The organism is Actinomyces lilanjuaniae, assembly GCF_003606385.1.
GTDB lineage: Bacteria > Actinomycetota > Actinomycetes > Actinomycetales > Actinomycetaceae > Actinomyces > Actinomyces lilanjuaniae.
Genome location: NZ_CP032514.1, coordinates 168,205 through 191,276 on the forward strand (window position 1 = coordinate 168,205; position 23,072 = coordinate 191,276).

The 23,072-nt window shown below is 69.6% G+C and carries 17 protein-coding genes, 1 tRNA gene, 1 other RNA gene and 1 pseudogene; 11 read left to right on the top strand and 9 right to left on the bottom strand.

The window, feature by feature from the left end:
- Window positions 1-103: 103 nt before the first annotated feature.
- A complete protein-coding gene (locus D5R93_RS00780; protein WP_423243305.1) occupies window positions 104-946 on the bottom strand; it encodes a MalY/PatB family protein in 843 nt (280 codons plus the stop codon).
- A complete protein-coding gene (locus D5R93_RS14890) occupies window positions 922-1,500 on the bottom strand; it encodes a beta C-S lyase family protein (RefSeq protein WP_423243306.1) in 579 nt (192 codons plus the stop codon). The genes D5R93_RS00780 and D5R93_RS14890 overlap by 25 nt, the downstream gene beginning before the upstream one ends.
- Window positions 1,501-1,807: 307 nt before the next feature.
- On the opposite strand from D5R93_RS14890, the gene D5R93_RS00785 reads away from it, so the two are divergent.
- Window positions 1,808-2,062, top strand: a complete 255-nt coding sequence (locus D5R93_RS00785; RefSeq protein WP_120203200.1) for a NaeI family type II restriction endonuclease — start codon at window positions 1,808-1,810, stop codon at window positions 2,060-2,062.
- Window positions 2,063-2,116: 54 nt separating this feature from the next.
- Here the strand turns inward: D5R93_RS00785 and D5R93_RS00790 are convergent, their stop codons facing one another.
- Together D5R93_RS00790 and D5R93_RS00795 are read right to left on the bottom strand one after the other, a co-directional pair.
- On the bottom strand, window positions 2,117-3,112 hold the full coding sequence (locus D5R93_RS00790; protein WP_243106856.1) for a DNA cytosine methyltransferase: 996 nt from the start codon (window positions 3,110-3,112) through the stop codon (window positions 2,117-2,119).
- Window positions 3,113-3,281: 169 nt separating this feature from the next.
- A tRNA-Ser gene (locus tag D5R93_RS00795) sits at window positions 3,282-3,369 on the bottom strand.
- Between the two features lie 173 nt (window positions 3,370-3,542).
- Between D5R93_RS00795 and ffs the strand changes: the two genes are divergently transcribed.
- From ffs to bsh, 4 genes are all read left to right on the top strand, one after another.
- An RNA gene (gene ffs, locus D5R93_RS00800) (signal recognition particle sRNA small type) lies at window positions 3,543-3,638 on the top strand.
- A 144-nt stretch (window positions 3,639-3,782) separates the two neighbouring features.
- A complete protein-coding gene (locus D5R93_RS00805; protein WP_120203202.1) occupies window positions 3,783-6,482 on the top strand; it encodes a DNA polymerase III subunit gamma and tau in 2,700 nt (899 codons plus the stop codon).
- A gap of 1 nt (window position 6,483) precedes the next feature.
- Window positions 6,484-7,092, top strand: a complete 609-nt coding sequence (recR, locus tag D5R93_RS00810; protein WP_119836774.1) for a recombination mediator RecR — start codon at window positions 6,484-6,486, stop codon at window positions 7,090-7,092.
- 194 nt (window positions 7,093-7,286) lie between these two features.
- Window positions 7,287-8,243, top strand: a complete 957-nt coding sequence (bsh, locus tag D5R93_RS00815; protein WP_205570066.1) for a choloylglycine hydrolase — start codon at window positions 7,287-7,289, stop codon at window positions 8,241-8,243.
- 115 nt (window positions 8,244-8,358) lie between these two features.
- Here bsh and D5R93_RS00820 read toward each other — a convergent pair whose 3' ends face one another.
- Entirely contained in the window at window positions 8,359-9,429 is a 1,071-nt protein-coding gene (locus tag D5R93_RS00820; protein ID WP_120203205.1) for an ABC transporter permease, read from the bottom strand.
- Window positions 9,426-10,451: an ABC transporter ATP-binding protein gene (locus D5R93_RS00825; RefSeq protein ID WP_119836771.1), complete on the bottom strand. Its 1,026-nt coding sequence runs from the start codon at window positions 10,449-10,451 to the stop codon at window positions 9,426-9,428. The genes D5R93_RS00820 and D5R93_RS00825 overlap by 4 nt, the downstream gene beginning before the upstream one ends.
- Window positions 10,452-10,671: 220 nt before the next feature.
- Here D5R93_RS00825 and D5R93_RS00830 point away from each other — a divergent pair.
- A pseudogene (locus tag D5R93_RS00830) lies at window positions 10,672-12,215 on the top strand (aspartate kinase).
- Between the two features lie 131 nt (window positions 12,216-12,346).
- Window positions 12,347-13,435 carry an aspartate-semialdehyde dehydrogenase gene (locus tag D5R93_RS00835; protein ID WP_119836769.1) on the top strand — a complete coding sequence of 363 codons (1,089 nt, stop codon included), beginning with the start codon at window positions 12,347-12,349 and terminating at the stop codon, window positions 13,433-13,435.
- Between the two features lie 39 nt (window positions 13,436-13,474).
- Here D5R93_RS00835 and D5R93_RS00840 read toward each other — a convergent pair whose 3' ends face one another.
- Both D5R93_RS00840 and D5R93_RS00845 read right to left on the bottom strand, forming a co-directional pair.
- Window positions 13,475-14,815 (bottom strand): NtaA/DmoA family FMN-dependent monooxygenase, encoded by a 1,341-nt coding sequence (locus D5R93_RS00840; RefSeq protein ID WP_120203208.1) that lies wholly within the window; start codon window positions 14,813-14,815, stop codon window positions 13,475-13,477.
- A 26-nt stretch (window positions 14,816-14,841) separates the two neighbouring features.
- Window positions 14,842-15,429 carry a flavin reductase family protein gene (locus tag D5R93_RS00845; protein WP_341466838.1) on the bottom strand — a complete coding sequence of 196 codons (588 nt, stop codon included), beginning with the start codon at window positions 15,427-15,429 and terminating at the stop codon, window positions 14,842-14,844.
- On the opposite strand from D5R93_RS00845, the gene D5R93_RS00850 reads away from it, so the two are divergent.
- The 4 genes from D5R93_RS00850 (at window position 15,428) to gadC (ending at window position 19,956) form a co-directional block, all read left to right on the top strand.
- Window positions 15,428-16,162, top strand: a complete 735-nt coding sequence (locus D5R93_RS00850; RefSeq protein ID WP_120203211.1) for a TetR/AcrR family transcriptional regulator — start codon at window positions 15,428-15,430, stop codon at window positions 16,160-16,162. The genes D5R93_RS00845 and D5R93_RS00850 overlap by 2 nt on opposite strands.
- Window positions 16,163-16,248: 86 nt before the next feature.
- Window positions 16,249-16,644: a thioredoxin family protein gene (locus D5R93_RS00855; RefSeq protein ID WP_119836766.1), complete on the top strand. Its 396-nt coding sequence runs from the start codon at window positions 16,249-16,251 to the stop codon at window positions 16,642-16,644.
- A gap of 353 nt (window positions 16,645-16,997) precedes the next feature.
- On the top strand, window positions 16,998-18,404 hold the full coding sequence (gene gad, locus D5R93_RS00860; protein ID WP_120203213.1) for a glutamate decarboxylase: 1,407 nt from the start codon (window positions 16,998-17,000) through the stop codon (window positions 18,402-18,404).
- Window positions 18,405-18,414: 10 nt separating this feature from the next.
- Window positions 18,415-19,956: a glutamate/gamma-aminobutyrate antiporter GadC gene (gene gadC / locus D5R93_RS00865; RefSeq protein ID WP_205570068.1), complete on the top strand. Its 1,542-nt coding sequence runs from the start codon at window positions 18,415-18,417 to the stop codon at window positions 19,954-19,956.
- A 568-nt stretch (window positions 19,957-20,524) separates the two neighbouring features.
- Here the strand turns inward: gadC and D5R93_RS00870 are convergent.
- Window positions 20,525-22,939: a DUF7926 domain-containing protein gene (locus tag D5R93_RS00870; protein ID WP_279221372.1), complete on the bottom strand. Its 2,415-nt coding sequence runs from the start codon at window positions 22,937-22,939 to the stop codon at window positions 20,525-20,527.
- Window positions 22,940-23,072 lie beyond the last annotated feature (133 nt).

The following is a 23,072-nucleotide window of genomic DNA, read 5'->3' on the forward strand; positions in this document are numbered from 1 at the left end:
CATGAGGGCGGTAGGGGTCATGCCTGCGGGCTGGCGATGTCGGCCCGGGGCCGCCCCAGGTCGGGCACAAGGCGGCTGGCGACGGAAGGGATGGCAGGGAGGGCTAGGCGGACAGCCGTCTGCCGTGGTTGGCCTCGGCCAGCAGAGCGGACACCGCCGCCTCCAGGCGGTCCAGGGCGTCGTCGAGGGTGACGCGCGGGCAGGCCACGTTGAGCCGGGTGAACCCCTCCCCGCCGGCGCCGAACATGCGGCCGTCGTCGAGCCACAGCCCGGCCTGGTAGGTCATGATTGGGTCCAGGTCGTTGGCACCCAGCCCTGTGCGCTCCAGCAGGTCGCGGCAGTCCAGCCACAGCAGGTAGGTGCCCTCCGCCGGGCACAGGCTCACCCCGGGCACGGTCTCCAGGCGCTGCGCCACGTGCTCGCGTGCCGACTGGACATGGTCTCGCAGGGAGTCCAGCCAGGCCTCCCCCGACTCGTAGGCGGCCCGGCAGGCCACCAGTCCCAGGGTGTTGGGCTGGGAGTAGCCGGTCGCGGCCAGCTCGCGCCGGAAGGCGGCCCGCAGCAGGGGGCTGCTCACCAGGATGTTGGCCACCTGCAGCCCGGCCAGGTTGAAGGACTTCGACGGGGAGGTGCAGGTCAGTGTCCTGGCCGAGGTCTCCTCGTCCAGGGAGGCGAAGGGGGTGGTGGCGTGGCCTGGCAGGGCCAGGTCGGCGTGCACCTCGTCGGAGACGACGGTGACGTCGTAGCGGTGGGCCAGGGCCGCTAGGGCCTCTAGCTCGGGGCGGGTCCACACCCGGCCCACCGGGTTGTGCGGGTTGCACAGGATCAGCAGGCGGGCGCCCGAGGTGCGCAGTGTGGCCTCCAGGGCGGCCAGGTCCCGCTGGTAGCGGCCCCGGGTGTCCTGGACCAGCGGCGCGCTGGCTACCACGCGGCCGTTGGCCTCCACCACCTCCCGGAAGGGGTAGTAGACGGGCTCCTCGATGACGACCGCCTCACCGGGGCGGTGCAGGCCCGCACCGCCAGGGCCAGGGCGGGAACCACTCCGGGTGTCACTGTGTTCCAGGAGGGGTCCACCTTCCAGCCGTAGCGGCGGGCCATCCAGCCGACCAGGGCGGTGTGGTAGGCGGCGTCAGGCTCGGAGTAGCCAAAGACGCCGTGGCGGGTGCGCCACAGCAGCGCGCTGACGACCGAGGGCGCGGTAGCATGGTCCATGTCAGCCACCCACAGGGGCAGGGCGTCCTCGGGGCGTCCGCGCTGGGAGGCGAAGTCCCACTTCAGGCTGGCCGTCCCGCGGCGGTCGCGGACCAGGTCGAAGTCGGCGGGCGGCGTGGTCGTCGCAGGGGGGTAGTGGCCGAGCCCGGGCGCGTGCTGGCTGGGGCCTCCCCGCCCTGGCCTGAGACCGAGAGGTGAGATGGTCGGGGCGGCGGGCTGCGTGACGGTGTGGGTAACAGGGTGAGTAACGGGCTGGGTGGCGGTGGTCGGTGGTGTGGTCAGTGGCATGCGTGCGTCCTGGGTCGAGCCACCTTTGTTGGCGTACGCGGCTGCGCGAGTCCGCGGACGGCGGGTGGCTGGCGTGAGGGGCGGGCAGGAGATAAACACGGAGCGCACCGGGGCTCCTCCGCGGAGTACGACGGGCGGGGGCAGGGCTCCGCCCGGACTCTGGCCGTTACGTGGACGGACAGCGACGGCTGGCGCTGTCAGCGCATGCGCATTCGACCCGCGCTGAGGGGACGCACTGTCATCGTGCGGGCCTGAGGCGTCGAGGTCGTCATGGTGCGCAGTGTAGCGCGGGCGTCGGCCTGCCGTCATCCCGGGCTGGGCGGGGCGGTGTCGGCACAGGGACGGCGGCCGTGCTGCTGACCGCAGAGCGGCGTGGAGTATTGGGGTGGTGCGGGCCACGGAGGAGAACCGGCGCATGAGCGTGAACCGGGACCGTAAGACGAGCCTGAGTGCTCACGGCCGTTCACAGGTCACCTGGCTGTTTCGGGACGCGCCGATGCAGCCCAACGTCCTGCTACAGCTGCCGCCAACGGTCGTCTCGCTGCACCGGGTGAGGCGGTAGTGTCCCCTGCACCGCTGCTGCCTCGCCAGTAGGTCAGCAGTGTGCGGCAGGGGTCTAGCTGACTGCCCGCAACCGCCCGCCTGTACCTGTGCCCCAGCTGGGCACAGCCCCCAGCGCCTCGGCAACTGACCTGCCTATCGCCTCGGCGGCCGGTGGCGGGAAGGCGTTGCCGATCTGCCGGTAGACTGAGGTCTTACGTCCGGCGAACTCCCATGCCGGGTCAAAGCCCTGGAGCCGGGCCGTCATCTGGTTGGTGAGCCTGGGGATGTGGTCCACCGGTGTGTCTGCTGCGGGTGCGGCGTCGGCGATCCCCTTCCCGTCGACACCAAGCGCTAGCCAGGCCTGCTTTGCTCGTGTGGGTCCAAGGTCGGCCCCGCCGTGCTTCTTGGAGCCGCCGACCAGCGTGGGTGCAATGCTGTTGGCTCTCCTGGCCCAGGCCTCAGCTCCCCGCCACCCGCGGGAGCCCATGAGCGGGCCGAGTACCTCACCGACCGTGGGTGGGGTGCCACACGCGCGCGGCCACTCGAACCGGCGGCGGCTGCGACGTCGCATCGCCACGAGGATGAACCGGGGCCGCAACTGGGGGACGCCAAACTCGCTGGAGTTTAGCAGCTGCCAGTCGGCGTCGTAGCCCATGGTGTCGAGGGCGGCAAGGATCGATTGCCGGTAGGGGGCAAAGCGTGCGGAGGCCAGCCCCTTGACGTTCTCCAGCATGACTGCGGAGGGACGAGCCTCACGGACCAGGCGGATCGCCTCCGGGAAGAGGTCGCGCTCGTCGTCGGCCCCCAGCTGCCTACCGGCGATGGAGAACGGTGGGCAGGGCACCCCGCCGGCCAGGAGGTCGATGCCCCTGTGGTCACGCCCGCTGATGTCGCGCACGTCCCCCTCGTGGACGTGCCAGGAGGGGCGGTTGAGCCGTAGCGTCGCAGCCGCGTCCCGGTCGATCTCCACGGCCAGGCGGTGGCTGAACCCGGCCGCCTCCAGCCCGGAGGACTGGCCGCCCGCACCCGCACAGATCTCCAGCACACTCAGCTCGGGGTTGCGTCGCACGTGCCCTATTCCTCTCATCACGGTGGCTGGTTTCCCAGGAAGGCGGGGGAGCGAGACCATGCTGCCACCAGGCTGCGACACCGTCTCACGTCCGGGAATGGCTACCACGGCTGCTGACCGGCGGCAAAGTAAGTCCCCCGTGGGCGGGGCCGACGGGGGACTGTCATGGTGGCGGAGGATGGGGGATTCGAACCCCCGAGGGCTTGCACCCAACACGCTTTCCAAGCGTGCGCCATAGGCCACTAGGCGAATCCTCCAGGTCTCACAGGCGCTCTCGCTCTCACGGGCGTGCTGCGCGACGGAACGTGAGCATAGCCGAGGTTCGCCAGCCGCTGCCAGTTGCCTACGACCGGCTGCACGTGCGATCGGTCACGGCGCCGTCGGCGCCGGTTCCCAGGTGCGACGGCGGTGCATATCCGCTATGCTGCCACCCGGCCCCTCGTGCGGCGTCATCCTGCGAATCCCCCCAGGACCGGAAGGTAGCAAGGGTAAGGAGGCTCTGACGGGTGCGCGAGGGGTCCTCACGTCCTGGCACCAGGAGGCCGGGGGGCAGCAAGAAGCAGCAGCCCCCGGGTGCCGCAGTGCCCGGCGGCCTGCCAGGTGCGCCCGCACTGTCGTGTCCGGGGCCGTCGCGCCGCACAGGCTCAGCCAAGCCGTCTAGAGTCGGAGCGTGACCACCGCCCTGTACCGCCGCTACCGCCCCGACACCTTCCAGGACGTCATCGGACAGGACCACGTGACTGCCCCGCTCATGGCAGCGCTGCGCGCGGACCGTGTCACCCACGCCTACCTGTTCTCCGGCCCCCGCGGCTGCGGGAAGACGACCTCGGCCCGCATCCTGGCCCGGTGCCTCAACTGCGAGCAGGCGCCGACCGACGCCCCCTGCGGGGAGTGCCCCTCCTGCCGGGACCTGGCTACCGGCGGCCCGGGTAGCCTGGACGTCGTCGAGATCGACGCTGCCAGCCACAACGGCGTCGACGATGCCCGGGACCTGCGGGAGCGAGCCGCCTTCGCCCCGGCCCGGGACCGCTACAAGGTCTTTATCCTCGATGAGGCTCACATGGTGACCGCCCAAGGCTTCAACGCCCTGCTCAAGCTGGTGGAGGAGCCCCCGACCCACGTGAAGTTCATCTTCGCCACCACTGAGCCGGACAAGGTTATCGGCACGATCCGCTCCCGTACCCACCACTACCCCTTCCGGCTGGTGCCGCCCGACGTCCTGGAGGACTACCTGGGCCAGCTGTGCGATGCCGAGGGGGTCTCGGTGGGGCCGGGTGTCTTTCCCCTGGTGGTGCGTGCCGGCGGCGGCTCCGTGCGCGACACCCTGTCGGTCATGGACCAGCTCATCGGCGGCGCGGTTGACGGGAGCGTGGACTACCAGCGGGCCGTGGCCCTCCTGGGCTACACCGACACCACCCTGCTGGACCAGTGTGTGGACGCCGTGGCCGCAGCCGATGGCAGCGGCGTCTTCCGGGTGGTGGAGCGGGTGGTGACCTCCGGGCACGACCCCCGCCGGTTCGTGGAGGACCTGCTCCAGCGCCTGCGCGACCTGCTGGTCATCGCGCTGGCTGGCTCGCAGGCAGGGCCTGCGCTCGGCTCCCTCCCCGCCGACCAGCTGGCGCGGATGGAGGCCCAGGCGCGCACCCTGGGGGCCGCGGCACTCTCGCGTGCCGCGGACACCACCTCCCAGGCTCTGGGCTCCATGGTGGGGGCCACCTCACCGCGGCTGCAGCTGGAGCTGCTCATGGCCCGTCTCCTTCTGCCCGGGGCTGTTCCCGGGGCTGCGGCACCCTCCGCCGACGGCCAGGCTCCCGCCGTGGGCCAGCCCGTGCGCCCCCTGCCGACGTCCACGCCGGGTGCTTCTGCGCCGACGGCCTCCCCGGTCCCCCCTGCGCCGACAGCGCCACCGTCAGCCTCGGAAGCCGAGGCGGCGCCCCAGGCGGTCCAGGGCCAGGGCACGCAGACGTCTCCAGGTGCCGTTCCTGGCGCCACGGAGCCCCTCTCGGCTTCCCAACCCTCTCCACCCCGCCCCGGTGACGGACAAGGAGCGCCGGGAGCGGCGGAGGCGGAGATGATCCGCACCCGCTGGGAGGAGGTCCTGGAGGCGGCCAAGCGCTCCCGGCGCGCGACCTGGGCCCTGGTGGGGCCGAACTCCCAGCCGGGGTCCCTGCGGGAGGGTGCCCTCACCCTGTTGTTCACCGCTCCGGGGCTGGTCGGAGCCTTCGAGAACGGAGGCCACGGCCCGGTCCTGTCCGCTGCGATCCACCAGGCCCTCGGGCTCCAGGTTGACGTGCACGCGGTCCTCGTCGGCGGTGACGGCCCCGGGGGCGGCGGCTCCCGAAGCGGCCACTGGAACAGTACCCAGGCCGGTGCGGGCGCCGCCCCGGTCGCCTGGGACCGCTCTCAGGCCGGTGCGGCCGGTCCTGTGGCCAGTCGCGACCAGGGGATGCCCCGGGCTGCTGACCAGGGTGCCCGGGAGGACCAGGAGCCCCCGCTCCCCCCGGAGGAGCCGCCTGTGCGGCTTCCGGAACCCCCCGGGCAGGGCCGGGACCCGGTGGCAGGTGCCGACGGCGTCCAGGAAGAGCCTGCTCCTGCTGGTCAAGGGACCCGGGGCGAGGCCTACGGCGGTGCCGCAGGCGCGTGGACTCCCGGGCCAGGGGCCTCGGTACCAGACCCTGACGACGGCTGGGGGCCGGTTGCCGTGCCGGGAGGTGGAGGTGCTGTGCACTCGGCCCCGGAGCTGACGGGGCGGACCCGTCAGCCCGTCTCGGGGGTCCCTGCGGGCGGGGCCTCCTCGCCGCCCCCGTCGTCCGTGTCCCCGCCGTCCCCAGCCTCCTCCCAGGAGTCTGCCCTCCAGGAGCCTCCCCTGGCTCCGGTCCGTCGCCTGCACGCCCTGCCGGACCTGCCTGCTGCCGCCAGCCCTGGCCCGTCAGGCCCTGGCCCGTCTGCGGCTAGTGCTGACGTCTCTGACCAGGTGGGCGAGAGGCCCTCCCGCCCACCGCTGGGGCTGGCTCCGGTCACCTGGGACGGGCCCGCACAGCCGGCGCAGACCTTCTCTGACGGGGTCCCCCTGCCTGAGGAGCCCGGGGACCAGGAGGAACCCGCTGCCGAGGGCGCACTTGCCGAGCGCGACGGGGCCGACGACACGTGGGCACCCACCGGCGCTGCGGGGTCCAGGCTTGCGGCTGCTATGGCGGCCGCGCGTGCAGCCGCCCAGGAGCCCGACGACCACTCCGCCCTGGCGGAGGACACCCCCAGTGAGGATGACGAGGACGCCGAGGACGCCGGCGTGGTCGGCCTGGAGGTCGTCAAGCGGGTTCTGGGCGCTACCGTCATCGAGGAGGTCACCGTGACCCAGGAGGGGTACTGAGATGCCTGCTGTCTACGAGGGTGCCGTCCAGGACCTTATCGACGAGCTGGGGGAGCTGCCCGGCGTGGGGCCGAAGTCCGCCCAGCGCATGGCCTTCCACGTCCTGTCGGCGGACACCGCGGCTGTGGAGCGCCTTATTGAGGCGCTGCGCGCGGTCAAGGCCCGCGTGCGCTTCTGCGAGACCTGCGGCAACATCGCCGAGGAGGCCCGGTGCGCCGTCTGCCGCGACCCCAGGCGCGACCCCCGGGTCATCTGCGTGGTGGAGGAGCCCAAGGACGTGGTAGCAATCGAGCGCACCCGGGAGTACCGGGGGCTGTACCACGTCCTGGGCGGGGCCATCGACCCGATCAACGGGGTGGGGCCCGACGACCTGCGCGTGCGCGAGCTCTTCACCCGGCTGGGTGACGGGCAGGTCGAGGAGGTCATCCTGGCCACTGACCCTGACGTGGTGGGGGAGGCGACGGCTGCCTACCTGACCCGCATGCTGCACACAATGTCCGTGCCCGTGTCCCGTCTGGCCTCAGGACTGCCGGTGGGCAGCGACCTGGAGTACGCCGACGAGGTCACCCTGGGCCGGGCCTTCGAGGGGCGCCGCCGCGTGGAGGAGTGAGGCGGCGCCTGCCTGTCCTGGGGCTGCGCGGCCCGGGGGGCTGGCAGCCAGGTCCGCTTGCCAGGTCACAGCGTGACGGTGTCCGTGTCTCAGTCTGCTGACGTCGTGTTGTGAGCAGCGTCCTGCGGGAGGAGCCGGGTATACGGTTCAACCTATTATCCACGGGACGATGTCCTACCTGGGGACAAGGAGTCATGATGTGTACAGCGCTGCGCTTCTCTGACGTCCAGGGGCACATGTACTTCGGTCGCAACCTGGACTGGAGCCAGGGCTACGGCCAGCGTGTGGTCGTGACACCCACTGGTTACGGGCCCAGATCGCCTTTTGGGGCTGTCCCGGAGATCAGGTACCCGGTGATTGGCATGGGTATCGTCGTCGACGACGTCCCCCTCTACTTCGACGCCGCCAATAACCAGGGGCTGGCGGTCGCGGGACTGAACTTTCCTGGCTACGCGCAGTACGCCACTGGTCCTGTCGGCGGCATGACCAGTGTCGCCGCCTACGAGTTCCCGCTGTGGGTGGCCGCGGGCTTCGCCTCGGTTGACGAGGTCGAGGAGGCCCTGGCCAGCACGGTCGTGGTGGACCGTCCGGTCAACGATGATCTGCCCTCCTCCATGCTGCACTGGATCATCGGTGACTCCACCCGGTCGATCGTGGTGGAGCACACCGCCGAGGGCCTCCAGGTGTTCCACGACGACCTTGACGTGCTGGCGAACCAGCCTGGGTTCGCCTACCACGCCGAGAACGTCCGCAGCTATCTCAACGTGGTCAGCGACGTGCCCGACCCGGTGACGTGGGCGAGCTCCCGGCTGGTGCCCTACGGCTCGGGCGGTGGCATGCGCGGGTTGCCAGGTGACTACTACTCGCCCTCTCGGTTCGTGCGCGCCGCCTACCTGAACGCCCACTACCCGACCAAGACCACCGAGGAGGACAACGTCAGCCGTCTGTTCCACTCGCTGGCGGGGGTGGCCATGATCGACGGCGCGGCCCGTATGGGTGACGGACGCTACGAGATTACCGTCTACACCGGTGGCTTCTCCTCACGCACGAGCACCTACTACTACTCCACCTACGAGGACCCTGCGGTGCGCGCGGTGGCCATGGGTGACTACGACCTCACCGGCACGGAGCTGGTCCAGGTCGAGGCCTGAGCCCACAGGTGCCGGGTTGAGGGCACGAGGGCACCCGAGCAGGTTGCGGTGGCGGTCCCGAGCCCAGGTGCGTTGGGATGGGCGGCTGGTCCAGGCTTCTTCGGACCAACGCGCCTCAGGCCATGCGGATGCCACGGGCAAGGTGCCCGGCGGGGACGGCGAGCTCGCGGGAGGCCGTCTCTGTCGCCCCCCACCCCAGTACCAGGAGGACCAGCAGCGTGGTCGGCCAGAAGGGCGACAGGTTGGAGGCGACGTCTCTGGTCCTGGCGCGGCCAGCCCTGGCTGGAGCGGGGTCGGAGGGCGAGGAGCAGTCGTCGTAGACCACCTGTGAGGGCGAGGGGACACGCATCCGGTTTACTGCCTGACCCAGCTCCGCCAGCGGGGTCTCCTGGCTACGGTCCCTGCTGCGGCCCTCCCGGGCGGAGACGTCGCTGAGGGCGGCGAAGGGGTTGGGGGCTACCATCCACCATATCCGCTCCGTGCGGAAGATCGTGTCGGTGCGGGTACTAGGCTCGGCGGCGCACACGGTCTGGGTGCTCGTAGAGGCGCCGTAGTCGATCCGGTAGTGGACCACGGTCTGGTCGTCCCGGACGGCGGCAGAGGATGCCGTCAGCACGATGGGGGTGCCGATGACCAGCGTGGCCACCGCCAGGTAGGTGAGGACGGCGGAGGCCGAGGTCCGTGCGGCCAGGCTGGAGAATCCCAGGCCGATCCCGCAGACAGCCCCCAGCGTGGTCACCAGCACCAGGAGGTGTCCCAGGAGGACCTGCCAGGTCGCCCCTCCCAGGCCAGCCAGGACCACCAGGAACGGCAGCGCCACCGCGAGGAAGGCTATGGCCGCCAGCCAGGCGGCCACGAGCTTGCCCACCGCGATCTCCCGGCTGCGCAGCGCCGTGGCCTGGACCAGCGCCAGGGTGGCGTCGGCCCTGTCTCCGTTGACGGAGGTGGCCGACAGCGTCGGGGCCACGATCAGCCCCACGCCCAGGACGAAGCACAGCACCGTGTCGTAGAGGAGCGGGGCCACCGCCGCCAGGCCCGTCCCGGAGGTTACGGCCGCGCTGCCCAGTCCCAGGACCATGAGGAGCAGCACCGTGCCCCAGGCCGCCAGCATCACCTGCCAGCGGGTGGCCCGGACCCGCCGCCTGAGCTCCAGCACGACGATGGTGCGCAGCCCCGACCAGCTCATCGGCGCTCCTCCTCCAGGCTGAGGTAGGCCTCCTCCAGCCCGCCTCCGGCCGGGGCGAAGGACACCACCTCGACCCCTGCCTCCAGGGCGCTGCGCAGCAGGCGGGCCGCCGCCGCGTCGTCGGCCACGGCCAGGCGCAGGGCACCTTCCGGGGTGGTCCGTGCCTGCGGGAGGGACTCCTGCGCCCAGCGTGCCAGCGCGAGGGTGTTGAGCGCCCGCATCCGCCAGGTCCGCTCCAGCGGCACGGGGACGACGGTGCTGCCCTGCGTCCCGCTCTCCCCGGCTTGCGGGCTGCTGGCCTCCGGTCCCGTCGCCAAGGTCCCTGCCCGGGGTTCCGAAGGCAGCTCTGGCGCGCCTCTCGGAGAGCCTGTCGGGGAGGACGGGGCCAGGGCGGATCCGTGTGCCATGAAGATGACGCCGTCGACGACCTCTTCCAGCTCTGACAGGATGTGGCTGGAGACCAGGACGGTGGTGCCCTGGGAGGCGAGGTCGCGCAGCAGGGTACGCAGGTCGGCCCGGGAGCGGGGGTCCATGCCGGAGGCGGGCTCGTCGAGCAGCAGCACCTGAGGGCTGTGGACCAGGGCACGGGCCAGGCCCAGGCGCTGCCTCTGACCCAGGGACAGGACCCGCGCGGGGGTGTGGGCCATGTCGGAGAGGTAGACCAGGGAGAGCATCTGGTCGGCGCGGTCCCGGGCGGTGCGGGAGTCCAGACCCTGGGCGGCGGCAAAGGTCATGAGGATCTCCGTGCAGGTCAGGGAGTCCCAGGTGCCGAAGGTGTCGGGCATCCACCCCACGGCCCGGTGCACCTCACGTGGCTGGGTGACAGGGTCCAGTCCCGCGACCCTGATGGATCCGGAGTCCGGCCGCAGCAGGGCGGCCAGCATGAGCAGGAGCGTGGTCTTGCCCGCGCCGTTGGGCCCCACCAGACCGGTCACGCTGCCGCTGGGCACCGAGATGCTCAGCCGACTCACCGCAGGCACGGAGTCGAAGGACCGGGTGACCCCGCAGGCCTGGATGCTCATGGACTCATCATATGGCGGGTGCCCCTGCCGACACCCGGGCGTAACGGAGGCGACGTAGGCTGTGCCCAGGCCACGCCGCTGTGGGCGCCGTCCGCGGTGAGGGCACTGCAAGCCCTCACACCCCCGGCCGTCCCCGGACGTCCAGGGACGTACCAGCGCGGCTGCTGCGCCCGCCGCGACGCGGCAGCGCAGGTGGTACCGGACTCGAGGAGCAGCCCGCATGGCACTGGTCGTCCAGAAGTACGGCGGATCGTCCGTCAGCGACATCGAGGCGATGCGCCGTGTCGCCCGGCGCGTGGTCGCCACGCGTGAGGCAGGAAACACTGTCGTCGTCGTGGTGTCCGCCATGGGTGACACCACCGACGACCTACTCGACATGGCCGGCGCCCTGACCACGGACCCCCCGGCACGCGAGATGGACATCCTGCTCAGCGCGGGCGAGCGCATCTCCATGGCCCTGCTGGCCATGGCGGTGGGGGAGCTGGGCGTGCCGGCCCAGGCCTACACCGGAGCCCAGGCTGGGGTCCTCACCGACTCCCGGTACGGCCGGGCCTCGATCGTGGGCGTCCTGCCCGAGCGTGTCGCCCGTGCGGTCCAGGCTGGCGCTGTGGCTATCGTGGCGGGCTTCCAGGGGATCAACGAGGTTGAGGACGTCACCACCCTGGGCCGTGGCGGCTCCGACACCACGGCGGTGGCCCTGGCGGCGGCCCTCAACGCCGACGTGTGCGAGATCTACACCGACGTGGACGGCCTGTTCACCGCCGACCCGCGCATCGTGCCCACGGCCAGGCGCATCGAGGCCCTGTCCAGCGAGGAGACCCTGGAGCTGGCCGCCCACGGTGCCAAGATCCTCCACCTGCGGGCCGTGGAGTACGCCCGCCGCTTCGGGGTGCCCCTTCACGTGCGCTCCTCCTTCTCGGACAAGACCGGCACCTGGATCTACGACGGTACCCGCCGTGACGTCTTCGTGCCCCCCGTGGTCGCTGCCGGGATCGACGACGTCGTGGCTGCGGACTCAGCTGTCGACTCCGAAGACGCAGCAGTCTCGGTAGACGCGGTGGCTCCAGCAGTCCCAACAGCCCAAGCCGCAGGCTCGGCTGCTGGTGGCGCTGCCCCGGCTACCCGCCCCGGACGTACGGTCCTGGACGGCGCTGCCACCGCTGACGTCGTTGACACCGCCCACCGCCACGCTATCGCCGCCAGGGCCCAGGCCCGCCCCGCCCGTCCGCTAAGGAGGACCCCGTGGAAGCCCCCGTCATCTCCGGTATCGCCCACGACCGCAGCCAGGACAAGATCACCCTGGTGGGTGTGCCCGACGTCCCCGGCGCAGCCGCCCGTATCTTCGCCATCGTCGCCGGCGCGGGTACCAACATCGACATGATCGTCCAGGACGTCTCCGCCGAGGGCACCGGGCTGACCAACATCTCCTTCACCTGCCCCGACGGCGACTCCGCCTCGGCCCGCGCGGCCCTGGAGGCTGCCCAGGCTGAGCTGGGCTTCCGGTCCCTGCACTTCGACCCCAGAATCGGCAAGCTCTCCCTCGTGGGAGCGGGTATGCGCTCCCACCCGGGGGTCTCCGCCCGGTTCTTCAGCGCGCTCAGCCAGGCGGGTATCAACATCCATATGATCTCTACCTCCGAGATCCGTCTGTCGGTCGTGGTCGACGACGGTGTCCTCGATGAGGCCGTGCGCGCCGTCCACTCCGCCTTCGGCCTGGACGCCGAGGACACCGAGGCAGTCGTGTACGGGGGCACCGGCCGGTGAGCAGGACCTGCCAGCCTCAGGCAGGCCGTTGCCCCCAGCCTGTACGCCGCCTCTGTACCCGGCCTGCCTCGCCGCGACACCGCGCCCGCTACGCTCGGTGACTACCAGCCAGCACACCTAGGAGCACACCCATGACCAGCAGCACCACTTCTGTCAACACCTACGTCGGCCCGGCTGACGGCGTCGTCCTCGCCGTGGTCGGAGCGACCGGCCAGGTGGGGCGGGTCATGCTCGCCATGCTGGAGGAGCGCGGCTTCCCGGCCCGTGGCGTGCGTTTCTTCTCCTCCGCCCGCTCCGCCGGGACTCTCGTGGGCTTCCGGGGCGCGCAGGTGGAGGTCGAGGACGTCGCCACCGCTGACCTCAGCGGTATCGACGTGGCGATCTTCTCCGCAGGTGCTGCTGCCTCGCGTGAGCACGCCCCGCGCTTCGCGGCTGCGGGTGCCGTCGTGGTGGACAACTCCTCGGCCTGGCGGCGCGACCCCCAGGTGCCGCTCGTCGTCAGCGAGGTCAACCCCCATGACCTGGGGGAGCGGCCCAAGGGCATCATCGCCAACCCTAACTGCACCACCATGGCAGCCATGCCCGCGCTCGCGGTCCTGCACCAGGAGGCCGGGCTCACCCGCCTGGTGGTCTCCACCTACCAGGCCGTCTCCGGCTCGGGGCGGGCAGGTGTCGCCGAGCTGGCCAGCCAGGTGCGCGCGGCCGTCGGCCAGGACCTGGAGGGGCTGGCCCGGGACGGGGGTGCCGTGGAGCTGCCTGGTCCCGAGGTCTACGTGGACACGATCGCCTTCAACGCGGTGGCCTGGGCGGGCAACGACGCGGGTGACGGCTCCGGGGAGACCGACGAGGAGCAGAAGCTGCGCCACGAGTCCCGCAAGATCCTGGGTATCCCCGAGCTGCTGGTCGCGGGCACCTGCGTGCGCGTGCCCGTGTTCAGCGGACACGGGCTGAGCGTGACCGCCGAGTTCGAGCGTGAGATCACGCCCCAGCGTGCCCGCGAGCTGCTGGAGGCGGCCCCGGGTGTCACCGTTGAGGACGTACCCAGCCCGCTGAGGGCGACGGGCCGCGACGGGACCTTCGTGGGACGCATTCGCGCCGACCAGTCCTGCGCCCCAGGGCGTGGCCTGCAGATGTTTGTCGTGGGTGACAACCTGCGCAAGGGGGCCGCCCTTAACGCCGTCGAGCTCGCCGAGCTGGTCGTGGACGAGATGAGGGTCTGAGAGCGCCCGGCCCCAGCCGCTTCCGTGCGGTGCCCCGGACTAGGACGCCTCCTGCCAGACGCGCGGGTCCAGGCCGTACTGGGCGGGTGCTCCCAGGTGCTCACGCAGCGTGGTCCCCTGGTAGTCCTCGTGGAACAGTCCGCGCTCACGCAGGATCGGGACCACCTCATCGACAAAGGTGTCGATCCCGTCCTCGTTGACGTCGGGTGACACCCAGAACCCGTCGCAGGCTCCTGCCTCGAACCACTCCTGCATGTAGTCGGCGACCACACAGGGCGGTCCAACCGGGGTCGGGTGGTAGTCGATGACTCCGTGGGCCAGGATGTCCCGAATGGTCCAGCCCTGCCGAGCCACCTCCAGGGCGCGCTGGGAGCGCGGGTCGAACCCGCTGGGCCGGGCGTCGGCCAGCTCGGCGTCGGTCAGCGGCCGGTCAACCTGCTCCGGCTCCAGGGGCAGTCCCAGCATGGCACCCAGGTAGGGGACCCGGCGGGGGGCGCTGACCTCGTCCAGGTGGCGCCTGCGGGCCAGCGCCTCCTCCACGGTGCTGCCGATCAGGGGCATGAGTCCGGCGAAGAACTTGACCTCGTCAGGGTTGCGACCGTACCGGTGCGCGGCCTGCCGGGCGGCCCGACGCTGTGCCCGGGCGTCCTCGATAGTGAAGGCTGCCCCGATGACCCCGCTGGCGTAGCGTCCGGCGATGGTCAGGCCGTACTCCCCGCCCCCGGCGGAGAAGATGACCGGCTGGCCCTGCTCGGACGGCGGGATAGGCAGCGGTCCCTGTGAGGCGATGTACTCCCCGCGCAGGCCGACCGGGCGGACCTGGTCCAGGTCGACGAAGCGGCCGGAGTCCTTGTCCCGGGTCCAGGCCTCCTCGCCCCAGCTGCCCCACAGGGCCTGGACGGCCTGGATCACCTCGTGCGCCCGGCCGTAGCGCACGGGGCGCTCGGCGATAGTCTGCCCGAAGTTGGCGGCGGCGGCTGGGTCCGCGGTGGTCACCGCGTTCCAGCCGAAGCGGCCGTGGGTGGTGACGTCAAGCGCCTTGTACTGGCGGGCGATGTTGTAGGGCTCGTTGAAGGTGGTGGTGCCAGTGACGACGAACCCGATTCGTGAGGTCTCGCGGGCCAAGGCCGCGACCGTGACCACCGGGTCGATGGTGGCCTGGGGGATGCCCTCGCCCATGGAGGGCGTGATCGCGAGGTTGTCCGGCAGGAAGAGGAAGTCGATGGTGCCGCGCTCTGCGGCCCGGGCGTAGCGGACCTGTGCCTCGATGTCGGTGTAGGCGGCTGGGTCCACGCCGGGGGCGCGCCAGGCGTTGGCCTGGGAGCCGTAGCCGGTGCCCAGGTGCATGCCGAGGATCATCTGTCGTGAGGTCGTGGTCATGGTGCTCCTGAGGTGCTGGTCGGTGTTCAGGCTGCCAAGTGGTGCAGCCCACGTGCATAGAAGATGAGGGGGTCGACGTCTCCATCCTGGTCGATCGCCAGGACGCGCATGAGGGCGATGTCGTGGTCCCCGGCCTCAATCACCCTCTCCGGTGCCACGCTCAGGGTGACGGGGGACCCCAGGAGGGAGGCGTCGTCGTCACGCAGCGCGCACTCCAGCCCGGTGAACCGCTGGGCGCTGGGGCCAGCCAGCTGTGACACCAGCGCGCTGTGCTCGGCGCCCAGGACGCTGATGCGCAGGAGGGGGGCCTGGCGCAGGCGCGGCCAGGTGGTGGAGGTCCGGGCGAAGGAGACCGACACCAGCGGCGGCTCCAGCGACACCGAGGTAAAGGAGCTGGCCAGCATGCCAGCGGGGCTCCGTCGTCGTCCACAGCGGTGACCAGCACGATTCCGGTGGGATAGCTGGACAGTGCCCGGCGCAGGGCCTGGGGTGTGATAGGAGCGGCAGGACGTAGCGGCATCATGGGGCTCCATTCGCCTACGATGGTAAGTATCTCCGCAGCAAACAATATGGAGAGGCTCTCCGTTTATCAATGAAGCAGGAGTGTGATCCATGTCTGATCCGGCTCGGCTGGGTGCGCGCGCGGTGTCTGAGAGCGCGCGGCGTCGCGTGCGTGCTGACGCGCGGCGGAACCGGGAGAGGATCCTCGTCGTGGCTGAGCAGGTCTTTGCCAGGGAGGGACTCGAGGCCCCGATGGACGTCATCGCCAAGGGTGCCGGGGTGGGGGCAGGGACTCTCTACCGCCACTTTCCCACCAAGCAGGACCTGCTGAGCGAGATCCTGGAGGCCCGGTTCACCGACCTGGCGCGCAGGCGCCAGGAGATTGAAGCCGCAGCCGGGTCCTCCGGTGAGGCCCTGGAGCAGTGGCTGGAGGCGGTCGGGGAGTGGATGCGCGCTTATGACGGCCTGCCGCAGCCGCTGCGGGACGCCTACGTCAGCGGTTCGTCCCCGCTGTCCCCCACCTGCGAGGAAGTGATCGAGATGACGAGAGGCTTCCTGGAGACGGCGCAGCGTGAGGGTGTGGCGCGTGTCGACGTCGATGCGGCGACGCTCTACCAGGCCGCGCTGGCGTCGGCCTGGGTCGCTGGAGCGGTGGAGGGCGCCCAGAGGGGTGCCGAGGACGGCGCTGCGCGCGGTGACGGGACGGTCGGGCGGTGCGACACGGCCGGGCCGGGGCAGGGCGCTGGGGGTGGTGTGGCTTCCGGGAGCGGGAGGGCTGCAGAAGGGGCGGCGGCCCAGCAGCGGCTCGTCTCACTCATGCGGCGGGGGTGGCAGGAGGCCCGGTAGCGAGGTCGGGCCGCCGGGCCTGTGGAATAGGCTGCCAGCAGGTGATGTTGCGCCAGTCAGAGGAACGCGACTAGAAAGGTTCTCCTATGGCTACCACGAACATCACCGGCGCTGACTTCAAGGACACCATCCACGGTGAGGGCATCACTCTGGTGGACTTCTGGGCGTCCTGGTGCGGTCCGTGCATGCGGTTCGGTCCCGTCTACGAGAAGGCCTCGGAGGCCAACCCGGACATCACCTTCGCCAAGGTGGACACTGAGGCGGAACAGGGGCTGGCCTCGGCCCTGGGGATCTCCTCTATCCCGACTCTCATGGTCTTCCGTGACGACGTGCTGGTCTACCGGGAGGCCGGAGCCCTGCCCGCCTCCGCCCTGGACGCTCTCATCACCCAGGTGCGTGAGCTGGACATGGAGGAGGTCAAGGCCAAGATTGCCGAGGCTGAGAAGTCTGAGGCAAGTCAGGGAGCGTCCCAGGAGGCCTGATCCAGGTCCAGGAGGCAGAGCCCCGGAAACCTAGCAGCGGTCGCTGCCGTGCCGATGTAGTCGGGCGGCAGCGACCGCTGTGTCGTGTCCGGGCTCGTTTGGCTGAGGACGTGCGACAGCGGGAGCAGTGGCTCTGCTCTGGTGGGGAGCGGTGCAGGCTCCCGGTGCTGGGGTTCTCGGGTCGGGTGCCTCGGAGGTAAAAGAATCGCCAAAGGTGGAGAAGTTGTCGCACCTGGTTTTCGGGACAGCTGAGTAGGTTGCAAGTTCAGGGTTGTGCCCGCATGTGAGTGGTGCTCGAAACGACGCCGTGGTATTCCATAGGCCTACGTCGTCTACCGAGAGGAGAACTCGACATGTCACGGTCAATACTGAACGGTTATACCGGTTCTGATCCGGACAGAAGCGAGCTGAATCCGCTGTTTGCTCGACCTGGGGAGGCGCATGATCTTCCGAAGTTTCGCCTCCCGGCGTCGGAGGCGCTTCCAGAGACCGCCTACCAGGTGGTCCACGACGAGGCCATGCTCGACGGCAACGCCCGGATGAACCTGGCCACCTTCGTCAGCACCTGGATGGACGACCACGCTGGCCGCCTCTACCTGGAGGCGGCTGACAAGAACATGATCGACAAGGACGAGTACCCCAGGACGGCCGAGATCGAGGCGCGCTGCTGGACGATGCTCGCCGACCTGTGGCACGCCCCGCAGCCCCGGCGCGCTATCGGCACCTCCACGATCGGCTCCTCCGAGGCCTGCATGCTCGGTGGCCTCGCCCTCAAGCGCCGGTGGCGCAACGCCCGCCGGGCGGCTGGCAAGCCGGCTGACAGGCCCAACCTCGTCATGTCCAGCGCCGTTCAGGTGTGCTGGGAGAAGTTCTGCAACTACTGGGACGTGGAGCCGCGCCTGGTCCCGATCAGTGAGGACCACAAGGTCCTCGACGGGTACAGGCTTGAGGACTACGTCGACGAGAACACCATCGGCGTCGTGGCGATCATGGGCGTGACCTACACCGGAATGTATGAGCCGGTGGCCAAGATCGCGCAGGCGCTGGACGCTATCCAGGAGCGCACAGGACTGGACGTCCCCATTCACGTTGACGCTGCATCGGGAGGAATGATTGCCCCCTTCGTCCAACCAGACCTGGAATGGGACTTCCGCATTAACCGGGTTGCATCTATCAGTACTTCTGGGCACAAGTATGGACTTGTGTATCCTGGTATCGGGTGGGTTGTGTGGCGTGAGGAGTCTGCGCTGCCCGAGGAACTGATCTTTGAAGTGTCCTACCTGGGAGGCCAGATGCCGACCTTCGCGCTCAACTTCTCCCGTCCCGGCGCCCAGGTGCTGCTCCAGTACTACATGTTCCTGCGGCTCGGGTTTGACGGCTATCGCAGAGTGCAGGCCAACAGCCGCGACGTCGCCCGCTACCTGGCCGGGGAGATAGCGCAGATGGGTCCCTTCGAGCTGTGGAACGACGGCTCTGACATCCCGGTGTTCGCCTGGCGGCTGCGCGCCGACCACACGGACCGGTGGAACCTCTACGACCTGTCCGACCGGCTGCGGATGAAGGGCTGGCTGGTTCCGGCCTACCCGATGCCGGACAACCTCGCTGACCTCACCGTGCAGCGTATCGTCGTGCGTAACGGGCTCAGCCGTGACCTGGCCGACGCTCTCCTTGAGGACATGCGTGCCGAGGTCACCTACCTCGATCGGCTCGGCGGTCCTCTGCCCCATGTGGAAGGCCGCCCGGCGGCCTTCCACCACTGAGGAGGCTGACATGTCCAGCAGCACACGCAGTTCTGCCGCTCCTGGCAGCATGTCCGTTTTCAACCTGGCCGTGCTCACCGTGGTGGCGGTCGCCTCGCTGCGCTCACTTCCTGCCATGGCCGGCTACGGGATCGCCTCGGTGGTGCTCTACGTCATTCCCGCAGTCTTCTTCCTGGTGCCCACGGCCCTGGTGTCCGCCGAGCTTGCTACCGGCTGGAAGGGCGGCGTGTTCATCTGGGTGCGTGAGGCCTTCGGTGAGCGCTGGGGCTTCGTGGCCATCTGGCTGCAGTGGGTGCAGAACGTCGTGTGGTACCCCACGCAGATCGCCTTCATCGCCGTGAGCCTGTCCTACGTCATTAACCGTGGCTGGCTGGCCAGCAATGGCGTCTACGTGGCTGGTGTCATCATCGTCCTCTACTGGGTGTCCACGCTCGTCGCCCTGGCTGGCGGCAACCTCTTTGCCACGGTGGGGTCGTGGAGCGGGATTGTGGGGACCCTGTTCCCGGCAGTGGTGCTGGTGGTCCTGGGTGCGGCCTGGCTGGTGACCGGGGCACCCTCCCAGACGCCGCTGACGGCCTCGGCCGCACTCCCGCCGTGGACGGGCCTAGCCTCCATCGTGCTTGTCGTGTCCAACGTGCTCGCCTATGCAGGCATGGAGGTCAACGCGGTCCACGCGAACGACCTGTCTGACCCCGGGCGCGGCTACCCCCGCTCGGTGCTGGTCTCCTCGGCCCTGATCCTGACGATCTTCATTCTGCCGACCCTGGCGATCGCCGTCGCTGTCCCTCAGGGCAGTCTCGGAGTGGTGGACGGGATCAACCTGGCTTTCCAGACCTTCTTCGACCACTGGCACCTGGGCTGGGCCACGCCGGTGATCTCCCTGCTCATCGCCCTGGGTGCCTTCGCCTCCGTGGTGACCTGGATCGCCGGGCCGTCCAAGGGTCTGCTGGCTGCCGCCCGAACGGGGTTGCTGCCGCCGCTGCTACAGAAGCGCAACCAGGCAGGGGTGCAGCGTTCGATCCTCATGCTGCAGGGGGTCATCGTCACGGTCCTGGCGCTGCTGTTCGTAGTCATCCCCAACGGAAACACCGCTTTCGTCACACTCATCGACATGGCGGCAGCGCTGTACCTCATTATGTACATGATGCTGTTCGCTGCTGCTGTCCGCCTGCGTACCACTCGCCCGCAGGTGCGGCGTACCTATCGCACTCCTGCGATGAGGCTGGTGGCTGGCATCGGGTTCCTTGCCTGCGCGGTGGCGTTCGTCCTGTCGTTCGTCCGCCCGTCCGGGTTCACGGGGCTGAGCACCATGGGCTACGCCCTCGTGGTGGGACTGGTGATCGTGGTGCTGGGGCTGCCGCCACTGGTCTTCTACGCGCTGCGTAGGCCGGGGTGGCGGCTGGAGCCTGATCACGCCACCGGCGACGCCGTTCTGGTCAACCCGCCGCTGGCACCCACGCCCCAGGCCGGAGACGCCATGTCTGTGCGTCAGCACGGGAGACGGGCAGCACTCCGACGACCGTCCGGGCGTCACCTGGACCGCACGTCCTAGATCCTCCGACCTTGCTCGTCGTTGCTGCGGCGTCGGGCAGGCCGTGCGGGAGGCGCAGGGACACACCATGAGCCCCGCTGCCGCTGTAAGGCGGCAGCGGGGCTCACCCGTGCCCGCTTGCCCGGGGGCGCGGTTTCCTGCCTGCGGACCTGGGGCTAGACGTGCTCGGCCTTGGTGGTGCATGAGCCGGAGCGATGTCTCCCAGCGCCCTTGGTGGACGGTTGTCTGATGCCCGCATGGTTGGGACGGTACTCGTGTGGTGGAGCCCAGGCTAGGTGAGCAGGTGTGCTCTCACCCTGCCGGGGTGCTTGGCCCCGCTGCTGAGAGGCTGGAGTCGGTCGTTTCTCCCCCGCTGGCTTTTGCTACTTCCGTCTACAAGGACAGCCGGGCAGGATCTCTACGGGAAACGCCTTTTCTGGCGGTGTGAAGCGGAGGTTTGGAGGTCGAAAGCACTGGAGGGGGCCGACTCGTCAGAGTCGGCCCCCTCCAGCCTGACGTCAATAGCCGGTGTCTACGACGTCCTAGCCGCGACGACGAGCGATCAGCAGCGCACTACCTGCTCCCAGTCCTAGTAGCGCGACAAGACCGATGCCGATAGTCGCCCCGGTACGTGCGAGCGTCCCGCTGCGCGGTGAGGAACCTGTCGGGTTGTTGTCGGGCGTTCCTGGTGCCTGCGACGACCCGCCCGCAGTGCCGCCACCGGGGCCTGATGCCGACGGCGTCTCAGTAGCGACCGGCTCTGCGGGTTCGCTGGGGGTCTCGCTGGACTCGGGAGTCTCGGTTGCGGGCTCGCTGGGGTCTCGCTGGACTCGGGAGTCTCGGTTGCGGGTTCGCTGGGGGTCTCGCTGGACTCGGGAGTCTCGGTTGCGGGCTCGCTGGGGGTCTCGCTGGACTCGGGAGTCTCGGTTGCGGGCTCGCTGGGAGTCTCGGTGGGCTCAGGAGTCTCGGTGGGGGTCTCGGTGGGCTCAGGAGTCTCGGTGGGGGTCTCGCTGGGCTCAGGAGTCTCGGTGGGAGTCTCGGTGGGCTCAGGAGTCTCGGTGGGAGTCTCGGTGGGCTCAGGAGTCTCGGTGGGGGTCTCGCTGGGCTCAGGAGTCTCGGTGGGAGTCTCGGTGGGCTCAGGAGTCTCCTCCGGCGTGTAGGTGTTAGTGAAGGTGGCGGTTGCTGTCTGATCGCCGGCAGTGATGGTGATGGTCTGTGGCTCGGGTGGGGTGAGGGTGTAGCCGTCCTCCTGAGCGGCGTCGATGTCCTCGGTGATGGTGCACTGGGTGCCCTCGGGCAGGGCGAGGTCGGCGTCTACAGCGGTCCCGTTACCGGTAGCGGTAAGGGTGCCGGTGGTGGTGTCAGCGTCGTCGCAGGTGAAGGTGAAGGTGAACTCCTTGGAGGTCAGGTCCTCACCGCCCTCAACGGCCTTGGCCACTGAGAACGACCCCACCGGGGTCTCCGCCTCGTCCGCGGTGTTCCTCAGGGTGATGGCCGTGGAGGTCTGGTCGGCGACCGTGAGCGAGGTCGTCGTCTCACCGCCCACAGTAAAGACCGGGGTACCCCACGTCGCGCCCGCAGGCGTGGTGGAGGCCGTCGTGGGGTCCTCGCTCAGGGTGAGGACCGTGCCGGCCGGGAAGGTCCCGTTGTAGGTGGTAATCGCCCCGAGAGTCACCTCCATTGTCGTCGTCCCACCGGTGCGGTCAGCATTGACCTCCCCGGGTGCCGTCCAGCCCTCGTAGGTGTCCACCGTGGCACCCCCCGGCAGGGTGTAGTCGATGCCGACGGTGAAGGTGGTCCCCTCCGGGACGCGGGGAGCAGCCTCACCTGAGAGGAGCTTGGTGATGTTGAGGCCGCCGAACCCGGCTTCCATGGATACGTCGATGGTGAAGGACCTCGTGTAGTAGACGAGGTAGCTGGACTCGAGGGTGGTGCCTGCCAGGGTCGCGTTGTTCTCGTACTCCACCCCGGCCTGGATCGTCTGGTTGTCCGTTGTCGGGAAGGACGAGTAGTACACGGAGTAGTTGGTGTTCGGAGCGAAGGGTCCGGTGACCCTGATCGTAGCCTCGTCCCCGTTAATCTCTACCTCCAGGTCAAAGTTACCCTGAGAGGTGTCGTGGTCCTGGCCGGCGGCGTCGGTAACCGTGCCCACCGCGGTGTCGCTGGTTGCGCTCTTCCCGATGTCAAGCGTCCAGTTGCTGAGGGTGGTGTCATAGGTCTGGCCGGGGGTGAGACGGTCGGTGAACGTGATGGTAGAAACTGTCTGCCCATCAACGGTGATCGGGTTTCCCCCGGCAGCCAGAGCCTCCTCAATGGCTGGTGTCCCAAAGTTCAGCTCCCAGTCAAGGGAGGTCGAGGTAGCGGTGAGCGGGGACGCCCACTTGCGTAGGGACTCCGGGGAGTAGGGGAAGCCTGTGTACTCGCCGATCCGGCCGCCCGGGATCTCGACCGTGCGCACGGTCCCGTTGGCGTTGATGTCCGCGGTGCTGGACTCGGTGGGCTGCTCGGCCACGATGAGGGCTGAGCCGCTACCGTTCAGGCCGCTGAACCCCTGGTCCACCAGTGAGTCAAGCTGCTCGTTGAAGGTGCAGGTGATGTTCTGCTGGTCCAGCTCGCAGGTGCCGATCGTGGTCTGAGTGCCGTTGTAGGTGACTGACAGGGGCTGGGACAGCGGGAACTCCCGGTTGCGGAACACCTCCGGCAGACCGATAGAGAAGGAATCACCACTCTTGGCGTTCGCGTTGCGGGCGTCCCAGGTGAAGGACAGGCGGAGGACGTCGCCTGCCGTGATGGTGGTGTCGTCGGGGTCGTCCTGCCCCGTGTTAGAGGACTTCACCAGCCTCAGGTCGCTGACAATGATTCCTGGGTTGTCTGCTGCCTGTGCGGCGGTGGGCAGTACCGCGCTCATCAGGGCTCCGGTGAGCGACAGCAGCATGGCGAGCACAGCTGCGACGAAGGCTTTGCTGGGGGCCTTGCTGCGATGCGCAGGTGAGGTGGGTGACATAATGGTCCTCTCGGGGTGCGGGGACACGGCTGGGTGCGCAGTTGGTCGCATCCTGTCCTAGCTGGTCCGACAATACCGGGGAGAAAACATAGTACTGCGCTGTGCGGGGCCTCAATAGGGAAATAGGTGGCGG